Raw genomic sequence first — 18,073 nt, 5'->3', positions numbered from 1 at the left:
AAACCGAACCAACAACGGGAAGCGGACCAAACGCGGAAGTGGCTCAAACGCGGGAGCAGATCCGAGGCGAGCACAAAGCGACAGCAAGCCGGCCATAACTGCCGATAACACTGCACATGCCGTCGAAGCCGCGCGCGTGGCTCAAACAGGTGGGCGGCCAGGACACAAGAATGCCCCAAGCGGATCCCTCAATAATCCGGTTGGGGCAAACTTGCTTCGCTGCGCAGTTTCGTCAGAAGCACGACACCTGACGCGGCGACGTCGTGGCTAAACTATTTGCTGATAGCTGCTGCCATCTCGTCGACGGCCTTCTTTCCGGCTTCATCGGTGGACAGCCGGTCGAAAAGCACCTCCGAGGTGTAGCGTTTGACGATTTCCTGAATGGCTCCGGCTCCCTTCGGCGGCGGGGCCGGTGCTTCACCAAGTTCACCCTTGATCTGATCAATGAACTCCACCACCTTTACATCGGCAGGTGTCAGCTTGGGGGCGATCGCTTCGCGTACCTCTGAGTTGGGGTAAACGCCCCTGTCGGCAAGCAGAGCTTCGCCGGCTTTCACATCGTTCGCCAGGAAGTTGATGAACTTGGCCACTTCCTCCGGGTGCTTCGTCCGGGATGAGGCGGACCAGAACTGAGAGGCCTTGTACCAGAGCTGGGCGTCGGATGCTGAACCGGTCTTTGACGGGAAACGCAGGACCTTCAGCTCACCTCCAGCAGCCTTTTCCAGTGCTGGCAGCTGGTTGGACCACCAGAAGGCGAGGCCGTTCTTGCCTGTAGCCAGACCACTCTGGTCCAATGGTGCCGCTTCGGCTTCAACCACTTCTGCCGCTGACGGCACAGCCTTCTTTTGGCTCATTTGCTTGAGGAAGGCCCACCAATCAGCGATGTCGCTGGGCTCAAAACCCAACTTTCCGTCCGAGGTATAGAGGGACTTGCCATTCTGCCGCAGCCAGACTCCCAAGGAAGCCTCGTCGGTCCCATAGGCCGCGGCCCCGTATGTCCCCTTCGGCGATTTTTCAGTCACCTCGGCTGCGATCCGCTCGAAGTCCGCCCAGGTCCACTTGCTGTCGTCCGGAAGTTCAACTCCTGCAGCCTTGAAAACTGCCGGATTGGCGAGGATCGTCGCAGCATTGATGCCGGCCGCAATCCCTGTCAGTCCGTCTTCACTCTTACCTGCGTTCAGGGCAGCTTCGTCAAACTTGCTGGTATCGACGTCGTACTTGGAAAGGTCCAGGAGAGCGCCCCTACTGGAGTATTCCGTAATGTACTTTTCGTCCATCTGAATGATGTCCGGGGCATCATTTGCTGCCACTTGAGTGGCCAACTTGTCCCAGTAGCCGTTCCAGTCACCGTACTCGGCCTTGATCTTGATTCCCGGGTTCTGCGCCTCAAACGCGTCAATGGCTGCCTGGGTGACCTGGGCCCGCTTGTCGCTTCCCCACCAGGAAAAGCGCAGCTCCACTGTTCCATCAGCACTCTGCGGGGAACCTCCTCCGCCACAAGCAGTGAGAGCAAGTACGACGGCGGCAGCTGCAGCGGTTGCGCTTACGCGCCTGAATCGCCGGCTGGCCTTGGCAGGAGTTGGTATGGCTGCCTGATGAGAGGCACGAAAGGGAAATAGCGGCACTTGAAACTCCGATCTTCTTTGATCTGGAACGAATAAATGAGAAAACGCTTTCCGACTGATGTTACAAGGTGGAAACTTGTATTACAAGTACTGATTTGGAGTCCCGTTGCTGTTGCTACAGACGCAGCTGGCGGAAACTTCTGAGGCTACTTGATGCCTGTGGTGGCGATTCCCTTGATAAGGAATCGCTGGCCGAAGAGGAACACCAGGAAGACGGGGAGCAGGGAAACAATTGACATCGCGAACAGGGATCCCCAGCTGGTGCTGGATTGCGAATCGACGAAAGCCCGCAGGGCAACAGGCACTGTGAACATGTCAGGATCCGTGAGGTAGATCAGGGCCCCGAAGAAGTCATTCCACGTCCAGATGAAGGTAAAGATCGTGGTGGTTGCCAAGGCCGGCACCATGAGCGGCAGGATGACGCGCAGGAAGATGCGGGGGTGCCCGGCGCCGTCGATCCTCGCAGCCTCGTCAAGCTCCTTTGGAATGCCCCGGATGAACTGCACCATCAGGAAGATAAAGAAGGCGTCCGTGGCCAGGAGCTTCGGCACAATCAGCGGCCAGAAGGTGTTCACCCAGCCGATCTGGGAGAACAGGATGTACTGCGGCACGATCACCACGTGGAAAGGCAGCATGATAGTCAGCAGCATGATGCCGAAGAACAGCTTCTTGCCGTTGAATTGCAGCCGAGCAAAGGCGTAGGCGGCCATCGAACAGGAGATCAGGTTGCCCAGTATGGAGCCAACCACCACGATTGCCGAGTTAATCATGTAGTGACCGAACGGGTGCGTCAGGGCTGACCAACCATCCGTGTAGTTGCTCATTTCCAAGCTGTTGAGCCACAACCCCGGTTCGCGGAAGATCAGATCGTTGGGACGTAGCGAGGAAACCACCATCCATACCAGCGGATAGATCATGAGTCCGCCGGTCAGGATCAGAATTGCGTGCTTGACCAATCCCTTGGTGCGGGCACTGCGGCTGAATGCCAGATTTCCCCTGGATTCGCGCGGTCGACGGGGCGGCAACGGCTTGCTTGTGGAGTCGACGGACTTGCTGTCCGCCGCGGGAAGGGTCTGAATTTTAGTCATCGTAGAACACCCAATACTTAGCAGCGATGAAGTTGACGGCAGTGAATGCGCCGATGATTACCAGCAGGAACCAGGCCATGGCTGACGCGTAGCCCATGTCGAACTGGCCAAAGCCCTTCTGGTAGAGGTACAGCGTGAAGAACATCGTGGAATCGGACGGCCCACCGTTGCCCCCGGAGACGATGAATGCCTGCGTAAAGGACTGGAATGACCCGATGATCTGCAGCACAAGATTGAAGAAGATGATGGGGCTGAGCATCGGAAGCGTGATGCGCCAGAATTTTTGCAGAGTACTGGCCCCATCCACTTCCGCGGCCTCGTAGTACATATGGGGAATCTGGCGGAGGCCGGCGAGGAAGATAATCATGGGGGCACCGAAAGTCCACACATGCAGCAGGATGATGGAACCGAGGGCAGTGCTGGGGTCAGAGATCCATCCCGGCCCCTGGATGCCCACCATCGCGAGGGCCTGATTGACCAGCCCTGTAGTGCCGAAGATCTGCTTCCACAGGATGGCCACCGCCACGGACCCTCCCAAGAGGGACGGCAGATAGAACACCGACCGGTAAAACGGCAGACCACGAAGCCCTTTGTCGAGCACCAACGCGATCAGCAGGGCGACCGCCAACTGCAGGGGCACGCCCACGAGTACGTATGTGAATGTGACACCGAGTGAATTATGAAGGCGGGCGTCGGTGAGCATCCTGGTGAAGTTATCCAGGCCCGTCCATTCAGGGGGCTGCAGCAGGTTGTAGTCAGTAAAGGAAAGGTACAGGGACATGATCATCGGGCCGATAGTGATGGCGAGCAGCCCCACCAGCCACGGCAGCAGAAATATATAGGCCGCCTTGTTGTCCCGCCCGTTTGCTTTTCTTTCAGCGGCCGAGATTGGCCCCTTGCGCCGGGTCAGTGAGGAGAGCTCACTGATTGCGCTCATGTCGGCTCCTGCGCCGTCGTTGTGGAGCAGGTCCGGCTCAGCAATGCCGCCCCCTGCATGCCATGTGTTGTCACGGCCATCTTGTCTCCTTTATCATCGCGGCCCCGCTGGTCACCTGGGGGAAGTCAGCGGACTTCTTCAACCGGCCGAAGCGTTCAGGTACCAAAGTAAACGCTTTCTTGACTCCTGTATAGCCTTTTGCTAGCTTTCGAGAAAGCGTTTTCTGTGGTCTGGATCACTGTAGAGCCAAGAACGGGAAAACCACAAACGAGGGGTAGGACAATGAAGTTTGGTCTCGCGAGAACTTTCCTGGGTGCGGTCGCGGCGGGGGCCGCCTCGGCACTCCTGTTCACCGGTTGCGGCGCCGGCTCATCGGCTGACCAGGAAGGGACGGTTGAGAAGCCGGTTACCATCCGCTTTTCCTGGTGGGGTAACGACGCCCGGGCTAAAACAACCCAGGAAGTCATCAAGGCCTTTGAGGCAGCAAACCCCACCATCAAAGTCCAAGGCGAGACGACAGAATTCAGCTCTTACTGGGACAAGATGGCGACCCAGATCGCAGGCGGCACAACCCCTGACATTTTCACGATGAGCGGCTCGTACCCGAGCGAATACGCCACCCGCGGCGTCCTTCTGGACCTTGAAAAAGTCCGGGAGGAGATCGACACCTCCAAGTTTGCCGACGGGACCCTCGAACTCGGGCAGATAGAAGGAAAGCAATACACCGTCACAGCGGGCGTCAACGCGATGTCCATGGTCATCGACCCCAACGTCTTCAAGGCGGCCGGCGTCGAGCTTCCCGACGACGAAAAGTGGACCTGGGACGACTACGCGGACATTGCTGAAAAAATCTCCAAAAACTCCCCGCAAGGCACCTTTGGCACCACCTCCATGGCCAACGATTCCTTCCTCGCCGTCTGGGCCCGCCAACACGGTGAAAAGCTCTACGCCGACGACGGCAAGAAGCTTGCCATCAGCGAAGACACAGCCACCAAATGGTTCGAGCTGAACAAGACGCTCATGGAAACGGGTGGTGCACCTAGCGCTTCACAGACGGTTGAGGATGCGTCTTCGCAGCCGGAGCAAACGCTTCTAGGGCAGGGCAAGCAGGGTATGAAGCTCTCCTGGAGCAATCAAATGATCTCCTACTCAGACGCCCCGCTGGAGATGCTCAAGCTGCCCGGAGAGTCCTCAAAGGGCGGAACCTGGCTACGCAGCTCCATGGAATACGCCATCTCCGCCAAGTCGAAGCACCCCAAGGAAACCGCCAAGTTCCTGAACTTCCTGGTCAACAGCCCAGATGCCGGCAAGCTGATCAAGACCGACCGCGGGATGCCCGCCAACACTGACACCAAGGCAGCCATCGAGCCGCTGCTGAAGGAAGGGCAGAAAAAGGAAGCAGGCTACTTGGACCGGGTCGCGGAGATGAACCTTGAAGCTCCCCTGCCCTTCCCCGCCGGATCTTCCGCCACCATGGAAGTGTTGACCCGCCAGAATACTGACGTGCTGTTCGGCAAGATCAGCCCGCGCGATGCCGCAAAGGCCCTCATCTCCGAGGTGAACCAGAACCTCGGCTAGCCCGTGCCTGCAGCCCTGCCTCAGGGTGTCCACCAACCATTTCGGAGTCCTTTCTTGTCAGAGCAGCAATCCCACCAGGCCCAGGCCGCCCCAAGACCCAGCGCAATTCCCGGTTATGAGGACTGGCCGGACTACGTCCGGGGAATCGTCCGCGGAACCGGGGTGCACCGGCCCGATTCCGCGGCAGCCCAAGGGCTCGCAGATGCACTCGGGGTTCCTGAGTCTCCCGGCATCCCGGTTTCGGTGTGGGATTGGGAAGAAGAGTACGACGGCGTCATCACCTCTCGGCTCAGCTGGCAGTTGGGCTTTGGGCCCAAGACCGGAGCCTGGTACCTGCGCCCCAGCGGAGTCACTGAGCCACTGCCCGGGATTCTGGCTATGCACTGCCACGGCGGCAACAAGTTCATTGGGGCGGAGAGGCTGGTGAACCTTCCCACTGGTCATCCATTGGCAAAAGCGTCCCGGATGGCCCACTACGACGGTCGAGGCCTGGCAACAGAACTGGCCAAAGGCGGCTTCGCGGTGCTCGCCCATGACACCTTCGCCTGGGGCAGCCGCCGGTTTGACCTGACCACACCACCATGGCGGACAGAGGCGGCCCTGGAGGCGAGACTTGCCCAGTGGCGGGAGGCCGGCGTCGTGCCTTCACAAGCGGACCTGTACAACGCAGCCGCAGCCATCCATGAGGACACTGTGGCCAAGGCTGCCGGGCTACTAGGGACGAGCTTCGCCGGCATGGTGGCCCACGATGACCTGGCAGCGCTGGAGATTCTGGCAGGACTGCCCGGTGTGGCGGCCGACAGGCTGGGGTGCATCGGTTTCTCAGGCGGTGGGGGCCGCTCTCTGACCCTTGCCGCATTGAGTCCAAAGGTTCGGAGTTACGTGGTCATCTGCATGATGACTACCTTCGATTCTCTGGTTCCCGCCTACCTTGATGCCCACTCCTGGCTGCTGCAGACGCCAGGTCTTCGGCGCCTCGGCGATTGGCCCGAGCTGGCTGCGCATTCCTCGGCCGAAAGCTTGCTGGTCCAGTACGCCTTAGCTGACGAGCTGTTTCCAGAGGAAGGAATGCGCGATGCCCACGCGCAGCTGCTAGCGCTGAAGATGGCCAGCCATTACAGAGGAAGCTTTTGGCCGGGCGGGCATGAGTTCACGGTTTCGATGCAGGAGGAAGCAACTCAATTCCTGCAGGACACCCTGAGCAGTACGCCCGCGACCAAGGGATAGCTGGGCTCAAGAGCCCCAATCCAATCAAGGGACGGAAGCTGCACTGCGCATGAGAAACCGCTTTCTGAGCTACTCTTACAGGCAGAGAATGCTTCAGATTCAACACCAAGGACCAGGTCATGACTGAAACGACTACGGCGAAGAGCCCTCCGGAAACTGTCCGCTCCGAAGTTGTATCTTCCCGGAACGTATCCCCTGCCCGAATCGCCCTCGTTGGCGCCCACGGTTACGGGCTGCACCATCTGGATAACCTGCAACGGCTTCAGGCCGAAGGCTTGGTGGAACTCGTCGGAGTAGCTGATCCAAATCCCCCCGCCACAGGAACTCTGGGCAAGGATGTGGGTGTTTACAGCTCACTGGACGAATTGCTCAGCGCCGGACCGGTTCCGGATGTGGTTATCCTCGCGACCCCGATCCAGACCCACGCCCCACTCGCCCTCGCAGCCATTGCTGCCGGTGCCGACGTATACATGGAGAAGCCTCCTGTGGGCTCGATGGCCCAATTCGATGCCGTCCTGGCAGCAGCGGAAGAAGCCGGCAGCCTGGTACAGGTGGGATTCCAGAGCCTGGGCTCCCATGCACTTCCTGCCATAGAGCGCCTCATTGCATCGGGAGAGATCGGCGAAGTCCGGAGCGTGGGAGCAGAAGGAACGTGGGTGCGGAACCTCGCTTACTTCAAGCGCTCCCGCTGGGCCGGGAAGCGCAGCCTGGAGGGCACCGATGTTGTGGACGGCGTGGCCACGAATGCCCTCGCTCACGCAGTGGCCACGGCATTAAGCATCGCGGCTGCTCGTACGGTATCCGACGTCGCTTCTGTTGAAACAGACCTCTACCACGCTCACGACACCGAAAGCGATGACACCTCCGTCATCCGGGTGCGCACCTCTGCCGGGACACTGGTGCTCTGCGCCTTGACACTGTGTGCGGACGAGCAAACCGCTCCTTCCATTACCGTCTTCGGGACACAGGGCAAGGCTGAACTCTTTTACACCGAGGACCTCTTGGCAATAACCACTCCCGACGGCGAGCGCAGTGAAACTTTCCCGCGAACAGACCTGCTGGAGAACCTGCTTGAAGCACGTCGAACCGGCGCTGCCCTGCTAAGCCCGCTGAAAGGAACCGGAGCGTTTATGACGGTGCTGGAGGCGATCCGTACAGCAGAGCCGCCGTTGCCAATCGGCGGCGAGCACGTGAAGTGGGAGGGCGACGGCGACGCTGCCCGTCCGGTGATTCATAACATCCGTGCACTTATCCGCCGCGCCGTCCTTTCGCAGTCGACCTTCAGCGAGCTCGGGGCCTCCTGGGCGAAGCCTCCTGAAAAGGCTGGCGTAAGGCTCATCCTGGACGGGACCACCCTGGCTGTCGAAAACGATGGCGGCAACATTATGCCCACCTCCTCCCCTCGTCCCTACCTTCATCCGGTGTCTACCCTCTCGGGGACGGTAGTGACCGATCACCTTCCAGAGGACCACGTGTGGCACCTCGGCGCAGGGGTGGCAATCCAGGACGTTGACGGCGTCAATTTCTGGGGCGGGCGGACCTATACCCGGCAGTCCGGCGCGTATGTTTGGCGGCCCGATCATGGCCGGATCGTGATCACCTCTGCGGAGCAGGTTGAAGGATCGCTGACCCAGAATCTCGAGTGGCTTGCACCGGACGGTCACGCTGTCCTCCGCGAACGACGCGAGTGGAACTGGTCCGCCGTCGACCCCAACACGTGGCTCTTGAGCCTTGGCTTCACGCTCTCTCCTGCCGGTGACCGGCCAGTCAGCCTGGGAAGCCCCGGGTCAAACGGCCGGCACGAGGGCGGTTACGGCGGGTTTTTCTGGCGGTTGCCCGCTGGCCAAAACGTTGACGTACGCACGGCCAGCGGCTCCGGGGAAGCAACGGTGCACGGGAGTGTCTCGCCATGGTTGGCCTGGAGCGCCGAGGTAGGGGGCAAAGGGGCTACTCTCGTCTTCGTCGCAGCCCCGGGTTCTGTGGACCCCTGGTTCGTCAGAGTCTCGGGTTATCCCGGGGTCGGTCAGGCCCTGGCTTGGGAAGAACCGGCGATAGCAAGTGCCGGTGACCCGGTTGAACGGAGTGTCACGGTGCTCGTGGCCGACGGACGCCTGGACACCTCCGGAATCCAACATCTCATTGACTCCCTGGGGGACAACTCATGAGCAAGATCATCATCGACTCCACCGGTCCGAATACTTCGGCGGTGGAAGCGTCAGCCCCGGATACATCGACGGAGAACACGCCAGCTGCACCGGGGAACGCTGCAGACCGTGCCGTCAAAAGACGGCGTGTGCTCGACATCATGGACGCCGCGGGGACCGACTCCCTGCTGCTGACGAGCAACACTTCGCTCTGCTGGTACCTGGACGGCAGCCGTGTGCACATCAGCCTGGCGGGAGCCCCGATAGCAGCGATGCTCGTGACACACAGCGGCGATCATCTGGTGACGTTCAACAACGAGGCCGAGCGGATGGCCGCCGAGGAAGTGCCCCCCGAGGTATCTGTCCACGCTGCACCCTGGCACGGTTCCCTCGAGGCCGTCGCGCGGGAATTGGCTGGCAGCAACCCCTTGGCCGAGTCCGAAGTTGCAGCACAGCTGCGGGGCGCCCGCCAGGCCTTCCTCCCGGCCGAAAGTACCCGCTACGCCCAGCTCAACGCGGACACGGCTGCAGTCCTGACGGATGTCCTCTCGCGTGCCACTCCCGGGACAACTGAGCTCGAAATCGCCGCCCAGCTTGCCAGCCGGATTGTGGCCATGGGCGCGGAACCCCTGGTGCTTCTCTGCAACGGGACCACCCGCAGCACATTCCGGCACCCTCTTCCCACCCACAACCCCCTGGGCCGCAGGGCAATGGCAGTGGTGTGCGCCCGCCGGAACGGCCTTGTTGCCAACGCCACCCGCTGGGTCAGGTTCGACGGCGGCACCCCCGCCGAGCTCGACGCCGAGTCCCGCCTTACGGCTGTTGAAGCGGATATCTTTGATGCGACAGTTCCCGGCGTCAGGCTCAACAGCATTTTCCGGGAGATCCAAAGATCGTACGCACGGAATGGCTTTGGGCCGGAGCAATGGACACTGCATCACCAGGGCGGCGTGGCCGGCTATGCGGGGCGCGACCCGCGGGCTACCGCAGCTACGGAGGACGAAGTAGTCCTGAACCAGACGTTTACGTGGAATCCCTCCGGGCCAAGCGTCAAGATCGAGGACACCGTGCAATTGACCGAATCAGGGATCGCCATCCTCAGTGTTGACCCGCGTTGGCCCACAACGTCAGTCAACGGGCTTCAACGGCCCCTGACGCTGGAACTGTAAGGAGGTTGCAGATTGAGGAACCTGTGCAGCCCTAAACGTAAACCCCTTCTACGCTGACGAGAACCAAACATGGTTTGGATCCATGTTTGGCTGCTCCACACGCTGGGGGCCGGCTGCCGCCTGGGCCTTCGGCGGATCAGACAGCACCACATCCAGCGCCTCAACGTCCAGGAGGCGCCGGGTTCCCGATGTGAGGTCTTCCATCCAAAAAAGCCCGGTGGACGGAAGCACCCTTGTCACCCGTCCGCGGTGAAATAGTCTTCCTTTATGCCACGCCTCGATGTCATCACCTGCTGAGAGCTCCGCGCAGTCCCGGACACGCACTTTCCCCTGCCCTGCCATGGTCATTCCTCCCCTGAAGCCGCATCACTAGGTTTCATCAGCATGGCGTACCGACGTTGCTGCTTCGTTTCCGCCACATGATTTTTCTGTGTCACCGTGACTGCAGTTTCGGCCGGGTCTCGGACGGCTGAGGGAGGTCTCGAACGCATAACAACCTTGTTATTTCCCATCAAAGGACCTGTTACGCGGCATTACAATATTGGTGTAAAAACCACACCGGGTAGAAGGAATCGGCAAGGAGCATGAGCAAGCCTGAAAAGGCGACACAGCGCTTCTGTGACTACTACTCCTTTATGTCCTATTCAGATTTCGCCGCCTGGGTGGATGCAGATGACGACTCGGATCCTGTGGTTGTGTACTGACCGCGCAAGTTCGCCACAGACGCGCTCCACTCCTGCGCGTAGACTGCGAACATGCCGGAAGACAATCCCGAGGTCCCGCTGCTGGGCTACGCAGAGATAGCAGCAGCCACGGGCCAGGACATCGGGCTGATCCGGGTCTGGATGAACCGAGGAAAACTTCCCAGCCCGGACTTCAGGCTAGGCCAATCGCCGGGCTGGCTTGAAGAAACCATCGATCCCTGGATCCGCGCGAACCGGAAATAAGGCCCACCAGAAGTCACCAGCAACTTCCCGCGCAACAATACACGTGCCGATGGAAGCTCTCCCGCCCCTCTTACGGGAGAACAAGACGTCCATCCACCCGCCGCGGAATGTTCAGTGGGTTGTCTTCCTTCAATGCCGGGTGCAGCACGGCCTCGGGAGCATCCTGATAGGCCACCGGCCGCTGGAAGCGGCGAACCGCCGTCGCCCCCACAGAGGTGAAAAGAGTTGTAGTGGCGGGGTACGGGCCGCCATGCTGTTGGGCCCAATTGACGGCGACCCCGGTGGGCCAACCAGCGAAAAGCACCCTGCCTGCAAGGGCGGACAACTGATCAACGAGTCCTGCAACGTCTTCCCCAGGCTCGGAATGCAGAGTGGCTGTGAGGCTGCCGGGCACCTTGGCCAGGACCGCCGCGAGCTCCTCACCGCTGCTGTACTCGATCAGCATGGTGGTGGGTCCGAAGCATTCTTCGAGCAATTCAGCGGGGTGATCCATAACGTTCGCAGCCGTCGTCGAGAAGACTACTGGCGCGGCGCCGTCGACCTCGGCATTCTGCTCCACAGCGCCGCTGATCACCGACACATCGGGTAGTTTCGCAACGCTGCGGAGGCCTTCAGGGTAGGCAGCGGCGATGCGTTCCGTCAGCATGGGGGAAGCCGGTGCGCCGGCAACGGCCTGAACAAGATCGGAGCCGAAATCGGTACCAGCCGGAATGAACACGAGTCCGGGCTTGGTGCAGAACTGCCCGGCGCCCATGGTGAAGGACGCAGCAAGTCCGCTGGCGAGCTGTCGGGACCGGGTTTCAAGGGCTTCGGCCGTGATGACAACGGGGTTCAGGCTTCCCAGTTCCCCGTAGAAGGGGATGGGGTCAGGCCTCGAGGTCGCGAGGTCGAATAACGCGCGGCCGCCCGGGATGGAGCCAGTAAAGCCAACGGCCTTGATCGCAGGATCCTGAACCAGCGCAGTACCCACTTCGCGTCCGCTGACCAGTGAAAAGAGGCCCTCGGGGGCGCCTGCAGCCTTCAAAGCATCTGCGACAATTTCAGCCGTCCGCAGCGATAACTTGAGGTGGCCGGAGTGGGCCTTGACGATCACAGAGCTGCCCACCGCCAGGGCCGAGGCAGTATCGCCGCCCGCCACCGAGAAAGCGAACGGGAAGTTGGACGCCGAGAACACTGCCACCGGACCGATGGGCTGCAGCATCCGGCGAAGATCAGGGCGGGGCGGAGTCGCGGTGGGATCGGCGTGGTCGATAACGGCTTCGAGATAGGAGCCCTCCGTGATCACCTTGGCGAAGAGCCGCAGCTGGCCCGAGGTCCGCGCAACCTCCCCCGTAAGCCTTGTTTCGCCGAGGTTTGTCTCCTCGTTCGCAATGGAAACCAGTTCAGCCGCGTTTTCATCAAGGGCAGCGGCGACGGCGTGGAGCCAGGACGCGCGCTCGGCATCACTCGCTCTCGAAGACTCTTTGGCGGCCCGGGTGGCCGCCGCCGTCAGTTCCGTTAAGTCAAGAGTTGCTGTTGTCACTGTTTGATCCTGTTCTGCGGTTGATGCGGTGCCGGCAAATACGAGGCGAACATGTGCCGGTTTACCGTGAAACGAAGCTGGGCTGGTCTGTGTTGCTGGGCTGTTCCGTAAACGTGAGGCCGAGCCCGGGCTGGTCCGTGGAGTTGAGGAGGCTGTTGCGGACGCGGACGGGCGACGGTCCGCCCAGCACTCCGAGCTGTTCAAAGGAGGCGTCCTCCACGTCCTCGACGAGGGTTGGCTCGGCCATGGTGAGCGCCAGTTGCCCGGACAATTCTGGAAGCAGGTGCGGCATCACCTTTATGCTGTTGGTCCTGGCCAATTCCACGATCCGCCGGAAGGGCGTTATGCCGCCAACCCTGACGATGTTGGGCTGGATAATATCCACAGCCTCCGCTTCGATGAAGTCACGGAAGCGGTAGATCGTGTGGAGGTTTTCTCCCAGTGCGATGGGTACGGGTGAGTGCTTTCGAAGCCGGCGGTAGGCCCACAGATCGTCCGCCCGAATGGGTTCTTCCAGCCATTCCAGCCCGTAGCCTGTCAACACATCAAGGGCCCGGAAGGTTGTGGGAAGATCCCATCGCTGATTGGCGTCAATCATGAGTTTCCGGTCCGGCCCCAGCACAGACCGGACCGCCGCCACTCGCTCTGCGTCCTCCTTGATATCCGGTTTCCCCACTTTGATCTTGACGGCCTTGTGGCCTGCCGCCACCCAGCGCTGGACCTGCCCGACCAGTTCGTCCAGGGTGTAGTGCAGGTTCACTCCGGAGCCATAGACCTCCACTGATTCCTGACGCTGGCCCAGAAGCCTTGTCACCGAAGATTCCGCGCGCCTTGCCTGCAGGTCCCACAGAGCCAGGTCCACGCCAGCCATCGCGATGGTGGTCAGGCCTCCGCCGCCGGCTTCATGCAGTCTCTTCCAGAGCTGGTCCCACACCAGCTCCGGGTTGGGCTCTAGCCCGGTGACGAACGGCGCGATGTCATACTCAAGCAGTGCCTTCACCGCCTGGGGGCCGATCGTGGGGGTCCACGAAAAGCCGTGCCCCACGCCGCCGTCGTCCGTCCTGATTTCCGTTACGATCACGTGGTTATCCGGGGCGTCCCCACCCCAGCTGCGCCGCAGCGGAACAGTCAGGAGCCGGGCCGAGAGCCCCGTGATCCTGGTGGTCATTGCCCTGCCAGCTCGTAGCCCTTGACCAGGATGGACTTCAGCTGCAGCAACTGATCCTCGCTGGGGTCCACGAGCGGCGGACGTACGGAACCCACTGGCAGCCCGCCCAGGCGCAGCCCGGCCTTGATCAGGGAAACGCCAAAACCGGGGGTCTGGTCCCGAAGCCGGACCAGCGGTGCGTAGAAACCTTCCAGCAGGGCGTTGCGCCGGACCTCGTCGCCGGACATGTAGGCGTCGTAGTATGCCTTGGCGATCTCCGGAGCCATGGCAAAGGCTGCAGAGGAATACAGCGGAATGCCGAGGCCGCGATAGGCACCCTGGCTCAGTTCGGCCGTCAGCAGGCCGTTGAACAGAGCGAAATCGCTGCGTCCGGTGGCTTTAATGGCGGAGACGATCTCCTGGGCGAGCCCCACATCCCCCAGCCCATCCTTGAAGCCGATCACTTTGGGGTTTGCCGCGAGGCGGGTCATGGATGCCGCCGTGTACTGGGCGTTTCCCCGATGGTAGACGATGACAGGCAGGCTGCTGGCCTCGGCCACTGCCTCAATGTAGGCAACCAATCCCGCGCTGGGGCCTGTGACGAGGTACGGCGGAAGAACCAGCAGGGCATCGGCTCCTGCTTCCTCTGCGGCCCGGGCAGCCGCCAGGGTATGGCCCAACGGTCCGCCCGCCCCCGCGACGACCGGCACTTGCCCCGCCACCGCTTCCACAGCGGCGGTAACTACAGTGCGGACTTCTTCGATGCTCAGGGCATGAAATTCCCCCGTGCCGCAAGCAGGAAAAACGCCGCCCGGTCCGAACGGGAGCCGGGAGGTGATGTGCTCCTTGAGGATGGCCACATCGACATCACCCTCGGGAGTGAAGGGTGTGACCGGGAAGAATAGAACGCCGTCGAATTTCACTTGTTCTCCTTGGATCCGGTCCCTGCCGTTATGAGGTCGGCGGCACCTTCTGTCTGTGTGGCAGCGGGTGGTTCAGCATTGCGGGGTGGTTCATCATTGACTGGTTCATCAACTGGTGATCTGTCGCTAAGGGCAGGGCTGAGCTCGGTCCGCCAAGTGCGTCGAGGCTCCCAGCCGAGCATCTCGCGCGCCTTGGCGATGGAGAACGCCGGGCTGGTCCCCGTCAGGCCACTTGCTGCTTCGCCGCTGCCTGGCAGGAATACCGGCATCAGCGTGGCGAGCGGCTCTGTGGCCAGCGCGTCCGCAGCCCCTACAAAGAACGTTTGGCCGTTGGGGATGGAATCCATCTTGCGCAGGAGAGCATCGAGGAAGTCGGCCACGTCCCGGGCATCCACGTAGTTGAACAAGGCTGGAGCGGACAGTGCAGGATCCTCCAGCCGCTCCCGGACCGTGTGGCCCTGCTGCGTTGGCGCTCCTTGCCATTCCTCGGGAGAAATGACGTAACAGGGCCGGAACGCCGCATACCGGATGTTCTCACCCTGCGCAGCGGCGAACATCTGGACGGTCTGCTCAGCGATCAGCTTGGACAATGCATAGGCATTCCAGGGCCGCGTCACCGTTTCCTCATCCACCGGGAACCGCTCAGGCAGCCAGCCGGCGGGAGAGCCGTAGCCCAGGACCGTGGGGCTGCTGGCTGTGACGATCTTGCGCACGCCCAGCTCAGTTGCGGCGCTTACAACGGCGAACGCGAGCCGGGTATTGGTGCTGAAGATAACCTCCTCAGGGGCGCTGAACGGTACGGCAATAGCCGCAAGGTGGACGACGGCGTCGGGCAGGGTTGCGCTGATGATCCGGCGCGCTTCCCCCGGAGCAAGGAGGTCGGCAGTTTCCTGCTCAACGCCGGATGGCAGCTGGGAGGAGGGAACGGCGTCGCGGTCCACCGAGATAATCCGGTGTCCGGCCGCGGCAAGGCCTGCGACGACGCTGCGGCCCAGCCTGCCCGAGCCACCTGTGACAAGTATCCTCATGGCTGACGCCGCAGATCGACGCCGAGGTCCAGATCCTCAATGCGGACCGGCAGTGTTGACTCAAGGGACCGATTTCCCGCAATGCCCACCGAGACCGAACGCAGGCCGTCCAGGTAACCGGACGGACGTCCCAGTGGATCTGCGCCCGGTCCATTGAACAGGTCTGACAGAAGCAGGATGTCTCCCCCGCCATGGCCTCCTTCACCGTTGATAATTGGCACTTCATACGCGGCTTCCCAGTGGCGCTGGATCACCAGGCGCTCACCGTTCCGGCGAACGGCGTCATCCTCCTCCACCGGGGTCGCGCTCGGATCGACTACGGTCTTTTTATCGGTGCTGCTTACGACGGCGGCACGCTCCACCACTTCCAGTTCCGCGCGGCCTTCGGTGCCGTTCACCGCCACGCGGTACCCTTCCCAAGGGCTGTGTGCGTTGAGTGAGTAGCTGAGCGTGGGGCCACCCTGGTAGTCGACGATCAGGGCGAGATTGTCCTCAATGGTAATCCCGGCCGTAAAGACGTCCTGGTCGCGGCGGTAGCCGTCGTGGTGCTCATTTTCGTAGTACAGCTCCCGCAATTTCTCGTCGTCGCGAAGATCCAGAACAAACGGATCCTTCGCTCCGCCGTCGGCAGGTGAAGCCTCCAGCGTGCCGCGTTCAGGACGCGCGCCCAGCCCGCGTTCGGCTGCGTTCTTGTCACCGTAAAATTTGAGCCCGCCCGAAGCGAATACGCGCTCGGGGACGTCGTCGATCCACCAGTTCACGAGGTCGAAGTGGTGGGACGCCTTGTGGATCAGCAGCCCGCCGGAGTTCTTCTTCTCGCGGTGCCAGCGGCGGAAGTAGTCAGCACCGTGAACCGTATCCAGCACCCAGCTGAAGTCGATGGATGTTATTTTTCCGATCACTCCGCTCTGGATAATTTCCTTCAGGGCGCTGTTGCGGGGGGAATAGCGGTAATTGAAGGTGACCACTACATTCCGTCCCGTTGCAGCCACCGCAGCGGTAATGCGGCGGCAACCATCGGCGTCGATCGTCAGGGGCTTTTCGACGACGACGTCGGCACCCGCCTCGAGCGCCTCCACGATGTAGCCGGCGTGGGTGTAGTCAGGGGTGGTGACGATGACACGGTCGATGCCGTTTTCCTTGATGAACGCCGTCAGCTGTGCAGGCTCAAAGGACCGGACAGGACCGGTTCCGCCCAGTTCTCCGATGAGCTTCTGGTAGTAGTCCACCCGTCCGGGGTTCACGTCGGACAGTGCGACGAGTTCTGCGGTGTCCGAGTGAGTGCCCAGGATGGCGCGGATATACATTTCCGAACGCCCGCCGGTGCCGATAAGGGCGATCCGGGCCCGCCTTTTCTGCTGCCCGTGCTCCTTGGCTGCCGCCCGTGATCCGGCCGGCTGCGAAGCCGGCGGTAAATCGGCGGTGTCAACGTTGACCATTGGGATGCGCCCCTTTCGAAAGGCAGGAAGCCTGGCCGCTTGACGGCCGATGATGATGCGGGAAGAATTATGAGAAAGCGTTTTCTCAGTCCGTTATAAACTTTGTACCAAGACTCCGGTGGTCACGTCAACCATCAGCCAGTACGGCCCGGATCTTAGATTCCCGGAAAGGGGCCCCATGGGCAGGAGATCCACCACACGGCGAATCGGAATAGCCGACGTCGCACTACTGGCTGGGGTTTCACATGCCACAGTTTCGCGTGTAATGAACGGCAACTTCACGGTGGATGCAACCATCGCGGAGCGGGTTCGTGCGGCTGCGGTTGAGCTGAACTACCAGCCGAATCCCGTGGGCCGCAGCCTCGCGCTGGGTAAGACCGACACCATCGGCATCGTGGTGCCGGACCTGTCCAACCCCACGTTCCAAGCCATCCTCCGGGGCCTCAGCATGGCCGCCGCCCAGGACGGTTATCGCGTGCTGATCGCCGACTCCTCGGAGGTCTCCAGCGAAGAAGCGATCCTGGCCGGAGAGGCCAGGCGTCGCTGTGATGGCCTGGTCCTGTGCGCCCCGCGCATGAGTGACGCAGAGCTGGAGGAGCTTGCCCCCTCGCTCCACCCCATGGTGCTCATCAACCGCAGCACTGAGTCAACGCAGGCACCTAGCCTCATGGTGGACTACGGCCAAGGGATCCAGGAGCTGGCAGAACATCTGGTCAGCCTGGGGCACACCCGGCTGGCATTCCTGGCCGGTCCTGCCCGCAGCGCTTCAAACGGCATGCGGCTCAATGGCCTGGAGAAGTTCTCCGCGGCCCATCCGGACATTGAGCTGCAGATGCTTGAAGGCGGCTCAAGCTTTGAAGCAGGCCATGAAGCGGCGGACAAAGTCATTGCAAGCGGAGCCACAGCCGTCCTTGCGTTCAACGACCTTGTAGCAATGGGACTTCTGAGCGGGCTGCACGAGAAGGGTGTGCGGGTTCCCGAAGATATCTCCGTGACAGGCTTCGACGATATTCCCTTCGCCCGCTACACCACGCCCCCATTGACCACTGCAGCAGTGCCCATTACCGAGCTTGGCCAGCAGGCATGGCACAGCATGCGGGCCCTGATCCAGCAGGCAGAGACTCCTGCGACGCCCAGCACATTCCAGCCGCAGCTGGAGGTCCGGGGCAGCACAGGGCCAGTGAAGGGGTAGGTCCCACCCACCTCCTCTGGCCTCCCCTGCCCCTCTGGCCTCTACCTCTCTGCCCTCGCTGCCTCCACCCCGCCCCTCTGCCCTCTACCTCTCTGCCCTCAAGCCCT

General features: G+C 61.6%; 15 protein-coding genes. 6 read left to right on the top strand and 9 right to left on the bottom strand.

Annotated features, from left to right (window positions below; translation table 11 throughout):
• Positions 1–272: 272 nt before the first annotated feature.
• The 3 genes from RIN13_RS07825 to RIN13_RS07815 form a co-directional block, all read right to left on the bottom strand.
• The gene (locus RIN13_RS07825; RefSeq protein ID WP_309106767.1) at positions 273–1,625 is read right to left on the bottom strand and encodes an extracellular solute-binding protein; all 1,353 of its coding nucleotides are present in this window, start codon (positions 1,623–1,625) and stop codon (positions 273–275) included.
• Between the two features lie 146 nt (positions 1,626–1,771).
• Positions 1,772–2,713, bottom strand: a complete 942-nt coding sequence (locus RIN13_RS07820; RefSeq protein ID WP_309106766.1) for a carbohydrate ABC transporter permease — start codon at positions 2,711–2,713, stop codon at positions 1,772–1,774.
• Complete coding sequence (locus RIN13_RS07815; protein ID WP_309106765.1) at positions 2,706–3,650, bottom strand: sugar ABC transporter permease; 945 nt, start codon at positions 3,648–3,650, stop codon at positions 2,706–2,708. Before RIN13_RS07815 ends, RIN13_RS07820 begins: the two co-directional genes overlap by 8 nt.
• Before the next feature lie 282 nt (positions 3,651–3,932).
• On the opposite strand from RIN13_RS07815, the gene RIN13_RS07810 reads away from it, so the two are divergent.
• The 4 genes from RIN13_RS07810 (at position 3,933) to RIN13_RS07795 (ending at position 9,768) form a co-directional block, all read left to right on the top strand.
• The gene (locus RIN13_RS07810; protein WP_309106764.1) at positions 3,933–5,228 is read left to right on the top strand and encodes a sugar ABC transporter substrate-binding protein; all 1,296 of its coding nucleotides are present in this window, start codon (positions 3,933–3,935) and stop codon (positions 5,226–5,228) included.
• Positions 5,229–5,282: 54 nt separating this feature from the next.
• Positions 5,283–6,455, top strand: a complete 1,173-nt coding sequence (locus tag RIN13_RS07805) for an acetylesterase (RefSeq protein ID WP_309106763.1) — start codon at positions 5,283–5,285, stop codon at positions 6,453–6,455.
• 119 nt (positions 6,456–6,574) lie between these two features.
• Positions 6,575–8,620, top strand: a complete 2,046-nt coding sequence (locus RIN13_RS07800; protein ID WP_309106762.1) for a DUF6807 family protein — start codon at positions 6,575–6,577, stop codon at positions 8,618–8,620.
• Between the two features lie 140 nt (positions 8,621–8,760).
• Positions 8,761–9,768, top strand: coding sequence for a M24 family metallopeptidase (locus tag RIN13_RS07795; protein WP_375164742.1), 1,008 nt, complete (start codon positions 8,761–8,763; stop codon positions 9,766–9,768).
• Positions 9,769–9,816: 48 nt separating this feature from the next.
• Here RIN13_RS07795 and RIN13_RS07790 read toward each other — a convergent pair whose 3' ends face one another.
• Positions 9,817–10,110 (bottom strand): hypothetical protein, encoded by a 294-nt coding sequence (locus RIN13_RS07790; RefSeq protein WP_309106760.1) that lies wholly within the window; start codon positions 10,108–10,110, stop codon positions 9,817–9,819.
• Positions 10,111–10,523: 413 nt separating this feature from the next.
• Here RIN13_RS07790 and RIN13_RS07785 point away from each other — a divergent pair, with 413 nt between their 5' ends.
• Positions 10,524–10,715: a hypothetical protein gene (locus RIN13_RS07785; RefSeq protein ID WP_309106759.1), complete on the top strand. Its 192-nt coding sequence runs from the start codon at positions 10,524–10,526 to the stop codon at positions 10,713–10,715.
• 70 nt (positions 10,716–10,785) lie between these two features.
• On the opposite strand, the gene RIN13_RS07780 is transcribed toward RIN13_RS07785, so the two are convergent.
• From RIN13_RS07780 to RIN13_RS07760, 5 genes are all read right to left on the bottom strand, one after another.
• Entirely contained in the window at positions 10,786–12,237 is a 1,452-nt protein-coding gene (locus RIN13_RS07780; RefSeq protein ID WP_309106758.1) for an aldehyde dehydrogenase (NADP(+)), read from the bottom strand.
• Between the two features lie 61 nt (positions 12,238–12,298).
• Complete coding sequence (locus RIN13_RS07775; protein WP_309106757.1) at positions 12,299–13,405, bottom strand: mandelate racemase/muconate lactonizing enzyme family protein; 1,107 nt, start codon at positions 13,403–13,405, stop codon at positions 12,299–12,301.
• A complete protein-coding gene (locus RIN13_RS07770; protein ID WP_309106756.1) occupies positions 13,402–14,307 on the bottom strand; it encodes a 5-dehydro-4-deoxyglucarate dehydratase in 906 nt (301 codons plus the stop codon). The genes RIN13_RS07775 and RIN13_RS07770 overlap by 4 nt, the downstream gene beginning before the upstream one ends.
• Positions 14,304–15,335 (bottom strand): NAD(P)-dependent oxidoreductase, encoded by a 1,032-nt coding sequence (locus RIN13_RS07765; protein ID WP_309106755.1) that lies wholly within the window; start codon positions 15,333–15,335, stop codon positions 14,304–14,306. Before RIN13_RS07765 ends, RIN13_RS07770 begins: the two co-directional genes overlap by 4 nt.
• Positions 15,332–16,774, bottom strand: coding sequence for a Gfo/Idh/MocA family oxidoreductase (locus tag RIN13_RS07760; protein WP_309106754.1), 1,443 nt, complete (start codon positions 16,772–16,774; stop codon positions 15,332–15,334). Before RIN13_RS07760 ends, RIN13_RS07765 begins: the two co-directional genes overlap by 4 nt.
• 178 nt (positions 16,775–16,952) lie before the next feature.
• On the opposite strand from RIN13_RS07760, the gene RIN13_RS07755 reads away from it, so the two are divergent.
• On the top strand, positions 16,953–17,966 hold the full coding sequence (locus tag RIN13_RS07755; RefSeq protein WP_309106753.1) for a LacI family DNA-binding transcriptional regulator: 1,014 nt from the start codon (positions 16,953–16,955) through the stop codon (positions 17,964–17,966).
• Positions 17,967–18,073 lie beyond the last annotated feature (107 nt).

The organism is Arthrobacter sp. (assembly GCF_031179985.1).
Taxonomy (GTDB): Bacteria; Actinomycetota; Actinomycetes; order Actinomycetales; family Micrococcaceae; genus Arthrobacter.
The sequence above is the reverse complement of the archived record's forward strand: the minus strand, read 5'-3'. Positions and strand labels throughout refer to the sequence as shown.

Bases quoted from the DNA above. Each gene is read 5' to 3' on its own strand.
- RIN13_RS07820 (WP_309106766.1), bottom strand. From the start codon at position 2,713: ATGACTAAAATTCAGACCCTTCCCGCGGCGGACAGCAAGTCCGTCGAC.
- RIN13_RS07815 (WP_309106765.1), bottom strand. From the start codon at position 3,650: ATGAGCGCAATCAGTGAGCTCTCCTCACTGACCCGGCGCAAGGGGCCA.
- RIN13_RS07810 (WP_309106764.1), top strand. From the start codon at position 3,933: ATGAAGTTTGGTCTCGCGAGAACTTTCCTGGGTGCGGTCGCGGCGGGG.
- RIN13_RS07800 (WP_309106762.1), top strand. From the start codon at position 6,575: ATGACTGAAACGACTACGGCGAAGAGCCCTCCGGAAACTGTCCGCTCC.
- RIN13_RS07795 (WP_375164742.1), top strand. From the start codon at position 8,761: ATGGACGCCGCGGGGACCGACTCCCTGCTGCTGACGAGCAACACTTCG.
- RIN13_RS07790 (WP_309106760.1), bottom strand. From the start codon at position 10,110: ATGGCAGGGCAGGGGAAAGTGCGTGTCCGGGACTGCGCGGAGCTCTCA.
- RIN13_RS07785 (WP_309106759.1), top strand. From the start codon at position 10,524: ATGCCGGAAGACAATCCCGAGGTCCCGCTGCTGGGCTACGCAGAGATA.
- RIN13_RS07775 (WP_309106757.1), bottom strand. From the start codon at position 13,405: ATGACCACCAGGATCACGGGGCTCTCGGCCCGGCTCCTGACTGTTCCG.
- RIN13_RS07765 (WP_309106755.1), bottom strand. From the start codon at position 15,335: ATGAGGATACTTGTCACAGGTGGCTCGGGCAGGCTGGGCCGCAGCGTC.
- RIN13_RS07760 (WP_309106754.1), bottom strand. From the start codon at position 16,774: ATGGTCAACGTTGACACCGCCGATTTACCGCCGGCTTCGCAGCCGGCC.
- RIN13_RS07755 (WP_309106753.1), top strand. From the start codon at position 16,953: ATGGGCAGGAGATCCACCACACGGCGAATCGGAATAGCCGACGTCGCA.